The sequence below is a fragment of the Amycolatopsis sp. NPDC043889 genome (genome assembly GCF_056435645.1).
In genome coordinates this window covers 227,499-241,549 of the sequence record NZ_JBWKEC010000001.1, presented here as the reverse complement: position 1 = coordinate 241,549, position 14,051 = coordinate 227,499, and the positions used below count along the sequence as shown (strand labels likewise).

Genomic DNA, 14,051 nt, shown 5'->3' with positions numbered 1-14,051 from the left:
AATGCCCGGAACGTGACCCTGAAGTGCTCGCTTCTACACTTTGCGCATCAGCCCCAGCAGTTTATGAGGTAGAGCAGTGGTGGCGACCGACCCGAAAGCCGGCGTGACGGCAGCAGCGCCGTCCTCTCCTGGGCTGCTCGGGCAGCTCATCCGCTTCGGCCTCATCGGCGGCTTCTGTGCCCTGGTCGATTACGGTGTCTACCAGGGGCTTCGCGCCCTCGGAATGGACGCGACGCCGTGGGTGGACATCGCCCGCGCGCTCAGCTTCATCGTGGGCACCACGACCGCCTTCTTCCTGAACCGCAAGTTCACCTTCGCCGGTGGACGCCAGGAGGGCGCGCGTCAGATCGGTAGCTTCGTACTCCTGTACGCCGTGACGTTCCTCGTCGCCGTCGGCGTCAACCGCACGATGCTGCACGTCCTGCCGGAGTCGGCCTGGAAGGCCACCTTCGGTTGGGTCGTTTCGCAGGCAACCGCGACCATGATCAATTTCGTCATGCTCAAGTGGGTCGTCTTCCGTGAGCCCCGCGCCATCGCCACCAGCAAAGAGGAGAACTGAGGATTCATGCCCGGTAAAGCCGCCGTCACCGGAGAGGCCCCGAGCGCCATGGTGAGCACTGTCGACGACACCCGCTTCGCGGAACGCACCCCGCAGGGCCGTCTCACCGCGCAGCGCGGGCTCTATGCCGGCCCGGCCCCCATCGTCAGCAAGGACCTCTACGCCGAACTCGAATGGGGCACCGCCGTGCGCGAGCGCGCGGGCATCTCCATCGAGCCGGCGTCGAAGGTGTCCGGCAACACGTATTTCGGCCGTTTCCCCGCGAGCTACTGGCAGCGCTGGACCGACGTGACCGAGGTCCAGGTCGAGGCCGTCGTCACCGGTGACGGCCAGCTGTCCGTCGGCGCCTCCGACATCGAGGGCGACTCGCGTGTGGTCGCGGCCGAAGTCGTCGCGGGTGCGAAGCAGCGGAAGGTGACGCTCACCGCGAAGCTCGACAAGTTCTATGACGGCGGCGCGCTCTGGCTCGACCTCGAGACCGAGGGCGGCCAGTCGCTGCGTGTCGAGAAGGTCCGCTGGACGGTCGAAGCGCCGGAGAAGATCCGCCCGACCGCGGTGACCATCTGCACGATGAACCGCGCCGACGACTGCCTGTCGAACCTGCAGGCGCTCGCCGCCGACGTCTCCTCGCTGGAGACGCTCGACGCGATCTACGTCGCCGACCAGGGCACCGACCTCGTCGAGTCGCGTGACGGCTTCGAGCAGGTCGCGAAGGACCTCGGCGACAAGCTGCACTACATCAAGCAGCCGAACCTCGGCGGCGCCGGCGGGTTCACCCGCGGCCTCTACGAGGTCGCCGGGCACACCGAGACCGAGCACGCGAACGTCCTGTTCATGGACGACGACGTGCTGCTGGAGCCGGATCTGGTGATCCGGATGACCGCGTTCTCCAACCGCACGGTCAATCCGGTCATCGTCGGCGGGCAGATGCTGAACCTGCTGCACCCGAACCAGCTGCACGTCGGCGCCGAATACGCCCGGCTGAACACGCTGGAGCCCGGCCAGCCGGTGCAGCACTCGCTCTCGACCGCCGACCTGCTCGGCGTCGACGAGGAGACCCTCAAGCCGAACCGCCAGGAACGCCGCCTCGACGCCGGGTACAACGGCTGGTGGTCGTGCCTGATCCCGTACGAGGTCGTCAAGGCCACGGGCTACCCGCTGCCCTTCTTCTTCCAGTGGGACGACGCGGAGTACAGCTACCGTGCCCGCGCGCACGGCTTCCCGACGGTCACCCTTCCGGGCGCCGGCGTCTGGCACGCCGACTTCCACTGGAAGGACTGGGACGAGTGGCATCGCTACTTCAACCTGCGGAACTCGATCATCACCGCCGCGCTGCACTCGCCGTTCAACCTGAACCTGCTTTCGCGCGTGCTCATCGCGCAGCTGGTCCGGTACCTGCTCGGCATGCAGTACGGCCTGTCCGCCACGCTGATCAAGGCCGTCGAGGACTTCCTCGAGGGGCCGGAGGTCCTGCGTGACGGCGGCGTCGCCGCGATGAAGGAGATCCGCCGGATCCGCGACGAGTACCCCGAGACCAAACGGCACAAGGCCACCGACGTCCCGGGTATCGCGTCGAACGACATCGGCATCATCAACAGCGCGCCGCGGCCCAGCATGCAGCGCCTGGTGCTGATCAAGCGGATCCTCGACCGGGTGCTCGGCCGCAGCCGCCACTCGCTCGGCGCGATCCCGATCGACGAGGCCCACTGGTGGCACGTCGCGACCTTCGACACCGCCGTCGTCACCGACGCTTCGCAGGAAGGCGTGCGGGTCCGCTCGTACGACCGCGCGAAGATGTTCGACCTGGCGCGCCGGGGCGCGAAGGTGATCCAGCGGCTCCGCAAGGAAGGCGCGGCGGTGCAGGAGCAGTACAAGCGCGCCATGCCCGAGCTGACCTCGCGGGACAACTGGAAGCGCCTCTACAAGCTGTAGCACCCGCTTCGCGCGGCTTCGATGTCCCCAATGTCGCATTAGAGACGCTCAGTGTCTCCAATGCGACATTGGGGACACTGCTATCTGGGGGCTAAAAGGGGAGCAAGGGACCTTTAGTAACGCTAGCTTTCCTAGCGGCGCTAGACTCGCAACAGGTCAAGTAAGGGTAGCCTTACTCTCATGACGGATCTGGTCGCTCGAGCCCACGCCCTCGCCGATGATCTCCTCTTCCCCGCAGCCACCGAAGTCGACCTCAAGGGCGAAGTGCCTTCAAGTCACTTCGACGCCCTCGCGGCCGAAGGCTTCTACGGCCTCGCGGCGCCCAAGGAAGCCGGCGGTCCGGGTGCAGAACTCCCGGAGATCGTCCAGGTTCTCGAGGCACTGGCGGGCGGCTGCCTCAGCACGATGTTCACCTGGATCCAGCACCACGGCCTGGTCACGGCACTGACCGGCGCCGTCGACACCGAACTGCGTGATCGCTACCTCCCGTCGCTGATCAGCGGGGAACTCAAGGCCGGCGCCGCGTTCGCCGCGGTGATCCCGACTCCGCCCAGGCTGCGTGCGGAACGCGTCGACGGCGGCTACCTCCTCGACGGCGAGGCCCCCTTCGTCAGCGGGTGGGGCGTCATCGACCTGCTTCAGCTTTGCGCCCGCGACGGCGACACCGTCATCGGCGCGATCATCGATCCGGTCGCGGGGGAGCGGCTGGAGGTCCAGCCGCTCGACCTCGTCGCGGCGCAGGGCACGTCCACCGTGCACCTCGGCTTCACCCGCTTCTTCCTCGCCGACGACCGCGTCTACGGGAAGACCCCGCACGCGGACTTCGTCGCGGGCAACACCTTCGCCTCCCGCCTCAACGGCTGCGCGCCGCTCGGCCTGGCCGCCCGCGCCGCTCGGCTCATCGAGGACCTCGGGAAGGCCGACGTCGCCGCCGGGATCCGGGCCGAGATCGACGTCGTCCGCGGCAGGCTCGACGCGGCGCTCGCCGACCCGCCGTCGCTGCCCGCGGCCAGGGCGGCGGGCGCGGAACTCGCGTTCCGGGCCGCGGGCGCGCTGGTCGCGGCCAACGGCAGCACGTCGGTACTCGTCGGACGACACCCCCAGCGGCTCGTCCGGGAAGCCGTCTTCCTGATGGTCGCCGCCAGCCGCCCGGAGATCAAAACCGGTCTGCTGGAGCTCTTCTCCCGGAGTTGACCGCCTGGGCGAAAGCGCGAGTGCGGCGCCGCCACGTGGTCTAGTGGAGGCCGAACACGCGAGTCTTGCGGTTCAGGTCGTCGATGTAGGCGGCGGCGACGTGGGAGAAGTTGATCGCCACCTCGGAATCGTCTCTCGTCCGGATCGTCTGTACCGCGCCGGTGCGGACGAAATGCGAGAGATCCTTGGTCAGCCGTTCGGTTTCGTCCGCCGTGAGCGCGAAGAGCAGCGGCTCGCCGCCGGCGGCGAGATGGAGGACGAGCGCGGGTTTCTGGTCTGTCATGAATCCATGGCACCAGCGTTGATCACGGCCGGGCAAGCGGGTTCGCTGCGGGCGTATCGGGTGCGTGGACTACGTTCATCCCGACGAACAAGACACCCGCGGGGGGAAATGGCGATGCCGCATTCGTTCTCGCTGTCGCTGGCGGCGGTGGACATCCTGCTCGAACACGGCCGGTTCGGTCCGGCGCCCGTCCCGTTCGAGGTCCCGCACATCGGCACGACGACCGATCAGCGCGCGATGGTGCGCGAGGCCGTCTTCCGCGACCTCGAAGGCCGCGGCATGATGCGCGGCGGCAGGCTCGACGCCGACGTCGAACTCGCGCTCGCCACGTTCGTCACCCCGCAGCTCGCGGTCTGGGCGGTCGCGCAGATGGACAAGGACAAGCAGCTGTTCGCGCGGGCGGCGACGAACGGGCAGTTCGCGGTGCTGGTGCGCCAGGACGAGAACCTGCTTGTGTTCGAGGAGACCCGGCCGACCGCGATCGTCGCGTCGATCGTCGATCTCCTGCCCCTCACCCCGGCGGGCCCCGGCCAGTCGGTCACCATCGCGAAGCCGGTGAGCGCGCCGAAGCGCCCCCGGAACGACGACGCGTACGACCCCTTCGCGCAGGTCAGCGGGCCCCGGTCCCACGGATCGAACCCGCAGCAGCGGCAGGTGGAACGGATCTTCGAGAAGCCGATGAAGCGAGTGGGCCAGTTCAGCGTGTTCATCCGCGGTGGCCAGGTCTTCCCGCCGTTGGCGTGGTTCGACACCGAAGCGGGCCGGTTCATGATGACTTCGCGCCAGGCGACCGACGGGCAAAGCTGGCTGACCTACGCTCCCGCGGACAACGCGAGGATCGCGCAGCAGCTGTACGCCCAGCTCGAAGGCCAGTTCTGAACCTTCGGGAACCGGCGTGACGCCCGTTTCGTCACAGTTCCGGCGGGATCTCCGGTGATCGGGGAATCACCGTTGCGCTGAGTGCCCGGCTAGTAGACTTCCGGGCGAACGCACGGGCGAGCAGACGATGCAGTGGGGCGGGCGATGGCTTTCGAAGCGGACGGCGGACAGGCGGCACCGGACTTCTCGATCGGCTCCGCCATGGGGGCGGCGGCCAAGTACGTGGAGGCGGGTGGCCTGAACCAGGCCGCGATCGCCAAGGTGAGCGCCGAGACCCAGAAGCTGGTTTCGGCCGCCAAGAGCGGCGGCTTCAAGATCACCGCCGAAGGCGTCAAGCCGCTGCGTGAGGCGCTCGCGAACATGTCGGAAGAGCTCAGCGCACTCGGTAACCGGACGACGCGGCTTTCCGAGGCACCCCAGCTCGGCGACCACCCGTACGGCAAGGCCGTCGCGGCCCACGACCACAAGGGCGCCGCGCAGGCGAGCAACTCCGCGAGCGCGGTGCTCGAACAGTTCAAGCAGGTCGTCCGGGACGCAGACGAAGCGCTGGCCAGGGCCGCGGGGCTGTACAAGGGTGTCGAAGACCGCGCGATCGACGCCACCAAGAAGATTCAGGCCTGAGGGACGATGAAGAAACTCTGCGTGCTGCCGCTCGCCGCGGCCGCCCTGGTGTTGGCCGCGTGCTCCAGCGAGAAGCCGGGGAGCGCGAGCCCGGCACCGTCGGCGCCGCCCGCCCAGACCGGTGGATCCAGTTCGGCGCCCGCCACCGGCGGTGGTGACACCAAGTCGATCGATCCGTGCTCTCTGCTCAGCGCGGCCGACCTCTCGTCCTACGGGGCGTTCAAGGATCCGGTGACGCTGAACGAAGGCGGAGCCCGCGCCTGCCAGTTCTCCAAGGAGGCGGCGAGCGCCTCGGACAGCCTGACCGTCTCCGTCGACCTCCGGGACACGCAGAACATCGACAGCGTCAACGACGGCGGGAACGGCAAGACCACCGGGAACGTGAACGGGCGCAAAGCGGTGCTCGTGCCGAAACCGCCGTCCGGCTGCTTGATGGCACTCGAGCTCACCGCTTCGGCGCGGGCCGATGTCCTCGTGGACGCCACCGACCCGAAGCAGGCCTGTGAGGTCGCCGAGAAGGTCGCCGACACCGTCGAACCGAAGCTTCCGAAGGGCTAAGGGGGAACCAGGATGACCACCAAGACACCGAACCTGACCGAGCAGCAGGTCTCCGACCTTTCGCCGGCGGCTCGCGACGCGTACTTCCAGCAGAAGGCACAGGAGGGCGTCGACCCCAGTGACGGCTGGCTGTTCGGCGCGGTCAATCAGTTCATCGCCTCCGGCAGGGCCCACCAGCAGTCGCAGGAGGTCGGCGACAAGAATGTCGACCAGCTGACCAAGAACAAGGACGTCCAGTACGTCGAGGGCCTGGAGCCGTCGAACGCGGACTACCAGGGCTACGACCACGAGAAGCTCGAACAGTTCGTCAACAGCAATCTGAACGTCGAACAGGTCTCCGACGTCTCGACCGCCTACCACGAGATTCACAAGGCCTTCGACACCTTCGCGAAGACGATGGACCAAGCCGTCACCGCGTCGCAGGGCACTTGGGAAGGCGACGCGGCGGGCAACGCGCAGGGCTACTTCAAGAGCCTCAGCAAGTGGTCCGAGACGAACTCCCAGAACGCCAAGCTCGCGTCCGAGACGATCTACGACCAGGGCACCGCGGCGTCCACCGTGAAGAACACGATGCCCAAACCGATCCCCTTCAGCTGGAAGGAAGAGGTCGGGGGGTGGATGACGTCGAACCCGTTCAACCTCGGCGAGAACATCGACAAGTCCATCCAGAAGCAGAAGGACAGCCAGGAGGCGCACACCGAGGCGGCCTCCGCCATGCACAGCTACGACAAGGCGCTGTACGACGCCGCGTCGAAGCAGCCGGCCTTCGCCGAGCCGCCGAAGTTCGGCGAAGGCGGTGGCGAGGGGACAGGCAAGCCCGGCATCTACGAACTCCCGCCCGGGTCGAAAATGCCCTGGGACGAACAGCCTGGTGGCGGCAACACCTACATCCCGCCCGGCAGCGGCGGCGGGGGTAGCGGCGGCGGTGGAGGCGGTGGTGGCGGTTACGGCTCGCCCAACCTCCCCGGCCCCGGCAGCAGCACCGGCTCCGGCAGCATCCCGTCGGGGACGACGCCGTCCGGCTTCCAGAACGGGCCGGCGCCGATCAGCACTCCCGGCCCCAACAACAACACCGCGATGCCGGTGAGCCCCATGCCGATGGCGCCCATGATGGGTGGCGGCATGGGCGACTCGGACTACAACAGCCGCACCGGCCGTGGTGGAGGCGGAAGCGGGTTCGGTCCCGGCAGCGGTGCGGGCGGCTCCACGCCCGGCTCGGGCTCCGCGTCCGGCGCGGCCCGCCCCGGTGGTATCGGTGCCGCCGAAGCGGCGGCAGGCCGCGGTATGGGCGGTCTCGGCGGTGGCGCCGCCGGGCGCGGCGGACCGGGTATGGGTGGCGGCATGGGCGGCCGCGGTCAGCACGCGGACGGGGACGAGGACACCGAGCACCAGCGTCCGACGTATCTCGTCGAGGGTGACCCGGACGAGGTCTTCGGGACCGACATGCGCACCGCTCCGCCGGTCATCGGCGAGTAGACGTGACAGAAAGGCCCTTCCTCGCGCCACGCGCGAGGAAGGGCCTTTCTGCTGCCGACGGGTCACACGTTCGGCTGGTTGTGCCGGAGTTTTCCGGCGAACGCGCCCCCCATGCGGTTTGATGGTGCGGAAATTGACCGATGGGACAAGTGGCCGGTGCGGCCGATCGGGGTTGTGACGGTGAAGTGCACCGACCGGTGGCCGGCTCGATCGTCAGCGTCCATGCTGTGCGATGTACGGATCGCGGTCGTAGCGCAGACTGGACCGGCCGACCGAGTGCACGAGGTTGTTCCAGAACCGCTCTCCGGTCAGCGGCGCTCGCACGGAAGCCAGCATTTCCTGGATCTCGGGCCTGGCGAGGGAACGCCTCGCGGACGCGATCTCCTCCGCGGGTACCACCCCCTCCGTCGCCGCGGACAGCTCTTCCGGAGTGCCCCGGCCGGCGTCCGCGATAGTCCAGGCGACCGAGAGCAGCTTGTCGTGGCCCATCGGCCAGCCCGGGACCGAGATCGAGTGCGAGGCCAGCGGACTTGCCAGCCCGAGGTCGTCGACCACCTTGTTCTCGTAGGGCAGCAGCATGCCGGGGAAGCCGAGCGCGCCGGGAGACGAGACCACGGTCCGCTCCCGTGCCGGCACGACGAACCACCGGCCGCCGACCGACACGGCGACGACAGGCCCCTGCTTGCCTTCCATGGCCTTGGCCAACTCCGGCAGGTAGCCGGGGATCTGAGCGGCGTCCTCGGCCAGGATCGGGTGGGACCTGCCCGTGGTGTCGGCCCAGAAGACGCGGGAATCGGTGATGGCGTTGGCGCCGATCTTGTGCGTGATCGCCGAGGGCGCTCTCAACCAGCCTCCGCTCACCACGGCCCAGACGCCGAGCACCAGCAGGGGCACCGCGGTCCACTTGCTGAGTGGTACCGCGAGCACGGGGAGAAGAAGCAGCAAGAGCGACGGAAGCAGCATGCGGCCGTGCATGTAGTCACCGCCGACGCGGGTGACGTAGAAGAGCAGGCCGAGCGCCGCGACGACGGGCATCAGGACGACGATGGTCGTCGCGCGTGTCAGCTTCCGGAGCACCAACGCCGCGACGACCACCAGGGTGAGCAGCGGGATCACCAGCAGGTACGGGTCGAGCAGGTCGGCGATGTAGAAGAAGCCCCGGTCCCAGCGAGCCTTCGAGGCTTCCTTCGCCAGGGCGGTGTTCGGCGTGATCAGGCCGTAGTAGCCCATCCGGAAGATCTGGTAGCCGACCGGCAGGACGCCGGCGACGAGAATCCAGAGCAGGGCGCGTTTCCAGCCCGGCTTGACGATGAGAAGCAAAGCGACGCCGCCGAGCGCCGTCACCAGAGCGAATTCGGGGCGGACCAGCGGGCCGAGGCCGAGAATGAAGACCGTCGCCCAGGGGCGTGTGTCAGGACGGGTGGCATGGCGGACCAAGAGCCACCACACGCCGGCGAGCCAGCAGGTGACGAGGCCGGTTTCGAGACCGGATGTCGCGAAGTCCCAGAACGGGGAGAGGCCGAGAAGCACGAGGGCTCCGGCCGGGAGGATCAGTTTCGAGGGATGCAGGCGCCGCGCGCCGTCGAGGCCGAGCGCCATGCCGGCGACCGCGAAGAGCAGGCCGAGGATGACGGCCGCCCATTCGAGTCGTACGCCGAAGAGGCCGACAAGTGCGAGGATGTATGTCCACAGCGTGCTGGTGTTCGACTCGACGCGTTCACCGGCGTTGAACACCGGACCGTTGCCGTCCAGAAGGTTCTGCACCGTCCGCAGCACGATGAGTCCGTCGTCGCACACCCATCTTCGGTTCCACGCGATCACCGCGAAGAGGCCCACGACCAGCCCGATGGTGACGAAATTCCAGTCGAATCGAGATCTGGGTCTGTGTCTCGATCTAGGTCTCGCTTCGGGCGTTTCCGGAGCGAGTACGGTTGCGTCCACGATCTAACCCCTTAAAAGGTCCGAGCCTTGTACAAAGTGCTGTGCTGGTGCTCTGTGTTCACGACCGGAGCCGGACACAGGTTGCCTGTCCGCCGGATGTCCGGCGAACAGCTCCGGTTCCGTACGGCTCCCTGAGCGACAGCAGCCACCCGTGCCGCCGAGTTCCCTCGCCGGCACGGGTGGCCACTGTGATGTTCCCGTGTATCTCAGTAGCGGTAGAACTTCTCCCTGCGGCCCTGGCGCACGAGCTTGAGCCACTGCAGGAAAGCCTTCGGGTCCCGCTTCACGCCGACGAAGTACAGACCGAAACGCACCACTTCGAGCGCGCCGATCTTGCGCATGCCGGGCTGGGACAGCAGGTACCCGCGGTTGCGGTAGGTGTAGTAACGCTTGACCTCGTTCTCCGGGTCCTGCGCGTGGAACCGGCCGCCCAGCATCGGCTTGAACTCGTCCGAGCCGTCCGGGTGCAGGTACGCGGTCTTGAGCGAGGTGCCGAACGGCAGTCCGGAACGCACCAGGCGCCGGTGCAGTTCGACCTCGTCGCCGCGGAAGAACAGCCGCAGATCCGGCACGCCGACGACGTCCAAAGTGGACGCGCGGAACAACGCGCCGTTCATCAGCGAGGCGATCCCCGGCAGGAAGTCGACGCCCAGCTCCGACGACGAACGCTTCCAGGTCAGCCCGCGCCGCAACGGGAACGCGAGCCTGTCCGGCGCGTCGATGTTGGTGACCACCGGGGAGATCTCGGCCAGATCCCGCTTCTCGGCCTCGTCCAGCAGGATCGCGAGGACGTTCTCGTCGGCGGGACGGCCGTCGTCGTCGGCCAGCCAGACCCAGTCCGCGCCCATCGAGAGCGCGTGCAGCATGCCGAGCGCGAACCCGCCCGCGCCACCGAGGTTCCGGTGCGAGGGCAGGTACGTGAACGGAAGCGGGTAGTCCTCGACGATGTCCCGCGCCGACTTGTCCGGCCCGTTGTCGACCACGACGAGGTGGTCGACCGGGCGCGTCTGCGCGGCGATCACCTTGAGCGAGTCCGCGAGCAGTTCCCGCCGATGGCGCGTGACGACGACGCCGACGACGGCGCCTTCGGGCAACTGCCGGGTCTCGCTGGTCATCCTTGGCCACCGTTCGTCGTCGCCACCGGCTCGGTCTCGAGGCCGAACCGCTCCAGCGTTTCCTTGCTCATGTTCTCGAACGGGTCGCGCCCCTTGTAGCCGGTGAGCACGTCGCGCAGCGAACCGCGCTGCTTGACGTGGCCCTCGTCCATCCAGATGGCGGAGTCGCAGAGTTCGAAGAGGAACTCGTCCGAGTGGCTGGCGAACACCAGGATGCCCGAGCGCTTCACCAGGGCCTTCAACCGGTCCTTCGCCTTGTTGAGGAACGCCGCGTCGACCGCGCCGATGCCCTCGTCGAGGATCAGGATCTCCGGATCGATCGAGGTGACCACGCCCAGCGCCAGGCGCACCCGCATACCGGTCGAGTAGGTGCGCAGCGGCATCTGCAGGTAGTCGCCGAGTTCGGTGAACTCCGCGATGTCGTCGACGCGGGCTTCCATCTGCTTCGCGGTCATCCCGAGGAACAGACCGCGGATGATGATGTTCTCGAGCCCGGAGATCTCCGGGTCCATGCCGATGCCGAGGTCGAAGACCGGCGCGATCTTGCCGGAGATCTTCGCCGAACCGCGAGTGGGCTCGTAGATGCCGGACAGCAGCCGCAGCAGCGTCGACTTCCCGGCGCCGTTGTGGCCCACGAGGCCGACCCGGTCGCCTTCGCGGAGCTGGAGCGTCACGTCGTGGAGGGCCTCGATGATCGGCACCTTGGTCTCGGTGCCGATCTTGCCGCCGACCTTGCCCAGCACCTTCTTCTTCATGGAGCGGGTCTTCGCGTCGAAAATGGGGAAGTCGACGTAGGCGTTGTGCACATCAATGCTGACCATCTGTCACACCCAATAAGAGACGCGGGAACGGTAATTGCGCATCGCGACCAGCGCGAGGACCCAGCCGACGACGGTGATGCCGAGCACCACGTACCAGCTGTTGATGCTGACTTCCTGCCCGATCAGTGGTGCGCGCACGATCTGGATGAAGTGGAACAACGGGTTGCCGTGGACGAACGGCAGGGCCCACGAGGTCGCGGCCCGCGCGCCGCCCGCCAGCAGCTGGTCGATCGGCCACACGATCGGCGTCATGTAGAAGAGCAGCTGGATGAGCGAGTTGATCACCTGCGGGATGTCGCGGTAGCGGGTCGAGATGATGCCCAGCAGCAGGGTGACCCAGCCGGCGTTCAAGGCGAGCATGAAGAAACCGGGGATCGCGGTGAGCGAGTACCAGCCGATACCGGGGTGGCAGATACCGGAGAAGCCCTCGTTGCAGTTGCCGGTGTTCAGCGAGTACTGGTGGTTGAGCGAAGTGAAGAAGATCGAGACCACGATGACGTAGACGATCAGGTTGTGCATCAGCATCAGGGTCTGGCGCCACACCGTGCGCAGCACGTAGACAGAGAGTGGCGCAGGGAGCTGTTTGATCAGCCCCTCGTTGGAGATGAAGGTCTCCATGCCCTCGGACAGACAGCCGCTGATGAAGCCCCAGATGATGAAGCCCGTGCTGATGTAGGGCAGGAACGTCGACGTCGGCATGCCGAACAACTGTGAGTACAGGAGCCCGAGGCCCAGCGCGATGACACCCTGGCTGATCGTGATCCAGAACGGGCCGATCACCGAGCGGCGATAGCGCTGCTTGATGTCCTGCCAGCCGAGGTGTCCCCACAGCTCTTTGGCGGCGAAACCGGTCTTGATATCGGCGAACGCGCGCGAAAAGGTCTTGCTGTCCGAAATCGGCGGAACCGAGGTCGGCGCAGCACCGTCGGCGGCGTGAACCGTGCTGGTGGCATGCACGGGAACGAGGGTACCGATGGAGCCGTCGATGCCTGGGCCGCCCCGCCCCGACCACGGAAAGCTACCGTCGGATTCGAACCCGAACGCGGTGCGTGTGCTGGTACTTTCTGCCCTCATGACTGCTGCACTCGGCGACGCGAGCCTGATGGTCAATCTGCTCGCCGCATACGCCGACCGGCCGGAGCCCCGTTCGGTGGCCGTGGTCGGGAATCAGCCGCTTCCGCCGGATCCTCGGCGAGCGAAGGCCATCGACGCCTGTGACCTCGTGATCCGCGTCAACGGCTTCGTCGTGGACGAGCCGGGCGGCCCCGAAACGGTCGGCAGCCGGGTGCACGTCGTGGTGTTCAACCGCGCCGTCCGCGCCACCAAGCACGTCTTCCGTGACTACCGCAAGCGGCTCTACCTGCTGGTCGAGCCGGGCCGGATGCACTGGGAACCCGAAGACATCCCGGGCTGGTGGCCCGGTGACCTCGGCTACGTGCCGGTGCCGAACCGCGAGGTCGTCTTGCCGCTGTCCGACGCGCTCGGGCTGCCGAGCCGCGAGGAGGGCCTGTGGTCGACCACCGGGACGCTGGCCGCCTGGATAGCGCGCACGTCGTTCCCGCACGCCACGCTGGTCCTGTCCGGGTTCTCGTTCATCGACGACCCGGCTCAGACCCACTGGGAGCACGCCGCGGGCGACTCCTGCATCGTCGGACCCGAGCACCGCATCGCCGCCGAAGGCAGGCTGCTGGACTCGTGGACGAAGACCGGCGAAACCGAACTCCTGCGCTGAACTCCCAGCCAGCCCACCCCGAGAAGGAACACCCCATGGCAGTGCAGAAACTCCGCAGCGGCGTGATCGGCCGGATCGCCCGGCTCATCGACTTCCGGATCGACGAGCGGCTCCGCGACCTCAACGGGCGCGTCAACGACCTCGAACACGCCACCGCGGACCACCGCCGCCGGCTCGACGGCGCCGAGAGCGGCCTTGAGCACGCGCGGGGCGACCTGCGCTGGACCCGTGCCGAGCTGGATCGCCTGATCCCGAGCGTCGCGGCCCAGGAGGCCCAGCTGGAGGATCTGCGCGAGTCGCTGTCGCTGCCGGTGCACGCCGACAAGCCCGAGTTGGCCGAGGCGCGCAGCCTGATCCAGGAGATCCAGCGCCAGCACGCCCAGATCCGCGTGCGGCTCGCCGGTATCGCCCGGTACGAGGACCGGCTGCGCCGGATCGAAGACCGCCAGCGCGAAACCATCGAGCAGGCCCAGTAAGCCCGTGCTGGCTCGCGAGGCCACGGAGGCCGACGCCGGGTTGCTGCTGGACTGGCGGAACGACCCTCGAACCCGCCAGGCGTCCCGTTCGACCGGCTTGATCACGCTCGACGAGCATTCCGCCTGGCTGCGCGGGGTGCTGGCGTCGCCGGACAGGGTGCTGTACGTCGTCGAACTCGGCGGTGTGCCGGTCGGCACCGTCCGGTTCGATCGCGAGGACGACGGTGTCTGGGAGGTCAGCATCACTCTCGCGCCGGAAAGCCGGGGACGCGGCCTGTCGGGCGCGGTGCTGGCGGAAGGCGAGCGGGCCTTCACCGCCGGTAACCGGGTCCGGGTGGTGATGGCGGCCGTCCATCAGGACAACGCGGCATCGGCCGCGCTTTTCGACCGGGCCGGGTACACCGAGACCGCGCCTGCCGTCGACGGTTTCCGGAAGTTGCGTAAGACTGTGTCCTGACCAGATC

15 protein-coding genes are annotated in these 14,051 nt (G+C 67.8%); 10 read left to right on the top strand and 5 right to left on the bottom strand.

Annotated elements, in window-relative coordinates:
• Positions 1–76 precede the first annotated feature (76 nt).
• From AC0685_RS01290 to AC0685_RS01280, 3 genes are all read left to right on the top strand, one after another.
• Positions 77–559 carry a GtrA family protein gene (locus tag AC0685_RS01290; RefSeq protein WP_478223729.1) on the top strand — a complete coding sequence of 161 codons (483 nt, stop codon included), beginning with the start codon at positions 77–79 and terminating at the stop codon, positions 557–559.
• A 6-nt stretch (positions 560–565) separates the two neighbouring features.
• Positions 566–2,491 carry a glycosyltransferase gene (locus AC0685_RS01285; RefSeq protein ID WP_478223728.1) on the top strand — a complete coding sequence of 642 codons (1,926 nt, stop codon included), beginning with the start codon at positions 566–568 and terminating at the stop codon, positions 2,489–2,491.
• Between the two features lie 180 nt (positions 2,492–2,671).
• Positions 2,672–3,685, top strand: a complete 1,014-nt coding sequence (locus AC0685_RS01280) for an acyl-CoA dehydrogenase family protein (RefSeq protein WP_478223727.1) — start codon at positions 2,672–2,674, stop codon at positions 3,683–3,685.
• Positions 3,686–3,725: 40 nt separating this feature from the next.
• Here the strand turns inward: AC0685_RS01280 and AC0685_RS01275 are convergent, their stop codons facing one another.
• Positions 3,726–3,968: a hypothetical protein gene (locus tag AC0685_RS01275; RefSeq protein WP_478223726.1), complete on the bottom strand. Its 243-nt coding sequence runs from the start codon at positions 3,966–3,968 to the stop codon at positions 3,726–3,728.
• A 114-nt stretch (positions 3,969–4,082) separates the two neighbouring features.
• Between AC0685_RS01275 and AC0685_RS01270 the strand changes: the two genes are divergently transcribed.
• From AC0685_RS01270 to AC0685_RS01255, 4 genes are all read left to right on the top strand, one after another.
• Positions 4,083–4,847, top strand: a complete 765-nt coding sequence (locus AC0685_RS01270; protein WP_340685877.1) for an ESX secretion-associated protein EspG — start codon at positions 4,083–4,085, stop codon at positions 4,845–4,847.
• A gap of 144 nt (positions 4,848–4,991) precedes the next feature.
• On the top strand, positions 4,992–5,468 hold the full coding sequence (locus AC0685_RS01265) for a hypothetical protein (RefSeq protein WP_340685876.1): 477 nt from the start codon (positions 4,992–4,994) through the stop codon (positions 5,466–5,468).
• 6 nt (positions 5,469–5,474) lie between these two features.
• On the top strand, positions 5,475–6,026 hold the full coding sequence (locus AC0685_RS01260) for a DUF3558 family protein (protein WP_478223725.1): 552 nt from the start codon (positions 5,475–5,477) through the stop codon (positions 6,024–6,026).
• A 12-nt stretch (positions 6,027–6,038) separates the two neighbouring features.
• Positions 6,039–7,502 carry a hypothetical protein gene (locus AC0685_RS01255; protein ID WP_478223724.1) on the top strand — a complete coding sequence of 488 codons (1,464 nt, stop codon included), beginning with the start codon at positions 6,039–6,041 and terminating at the stop codon, positions 7,500–7,502.
• Between the two features lie 213 nt (positions 7,503–7,715).
• Here AC0685_RS01255 and AC0685_RS01250 read toward each other — a convergent pair whose 3' ends face one another.
• The 4 genes from AC0685_RS01250 to wzm all read right to left on the bottom strand — a co-directional run bounded on the left by AC0685_RS01250 (position 7,716) and on the right by wzm (position 12,336).
• Positions 7,716–9,338, bottom strand: a complete 1,623-nt coding sequence (locus tag AC0685_RS01250) for an arabinofuranosyltransferase AftB family protein (RefSeq protein WP_478223723.1) — start codon at positions 9,336–9,338, stop codon at positions 7,716–7,718.
• A 311-nt stretch (positions 9,339–9,649) separates the two neighbouring features.
• Positions 9,650–10,558, bottom strand: a complete 909-nt coding sequence (glfT1, locus tag AC0685_RS01245; protein ID WP_478223722.1) for a galactofuranosyltransferase GlfT1 — start codon at positions 10,556–10,558, stop codon at positions 9,650–9,652.
• Positions 10,555–11,379 (bottom strand): galactan export ABC transporter ATP-binding subunit Wzt/RfbE, encoded by an 825-nt coding sequence (gene wzt / locus AC0685_RS01240; protein WP_340685871.1) that lies wholly within the window; start codon positions 11,377–11,379, stop codon positions 10,555–10,557. Before wzt ends, glfT1 begins: the two co-directional genes overlap by 4 nt.
• Before the next feature lie 3 nt (positions 11,380–11,382).
• Positions 11,383–12,336 carry a galactan export ABC transporter permease subunit Wzm/RfbD gene (gene wzm, locus AC0685_RS01235; protein ID WP_478223721.1) on the bottom strand — a complete coding sequence of 318 codons (954 nt, stop codon included), beginning with the start codon at positions 12,334–12,336 and terminating at the stop codon, positions 11,383–11,385.
• A 145-nt stretch (positions 12,337–12,481) separates the two neighbouring features.
• Between wzm and AC0685_RS01230 the strand changes: the two genes are divergently transcribed.
• The 3 genes from AC0685_RS01230 to AC0685_RS01220 are packed head-to-tail and all read left to right on the top strand — an operon-like array spanning position 12,482 to position 14,044.
• A complete protein-coding gene (locus tag AC0685_RS01230) occupies positions 12,482–13,111 on the top strand; it encodes a hypothetical protein (RefSeq protein WP_038507558.1) in 630 nt (209 codons plus the stop codon).
• A 35-nt stretch (positions 13,112–13,146) separates the two neighbouring features.
• Entirely contained in the window at positions 13,147–13,587 is a 441-nt protein-coding gene (locus tag AC0685_RS01225) for a hypothetical protein (RefSeq protein WP_478223720.1), read from the top strand.
• A gap of 4 nt (positions 13,588–13,591) precedes the next feature.
• A complete protein-coding gene (locus AC0685_RS01220) occupies positions 13,592–14,044 on the top strand; it encodes an N-acetyltransferase family protein (RefSeq protein ID WP_478223719.1) in 453 nt (150 codons plus the stop codon).
• Positions 14,045–14,051 lie beyond the last annotated feature (7 nt).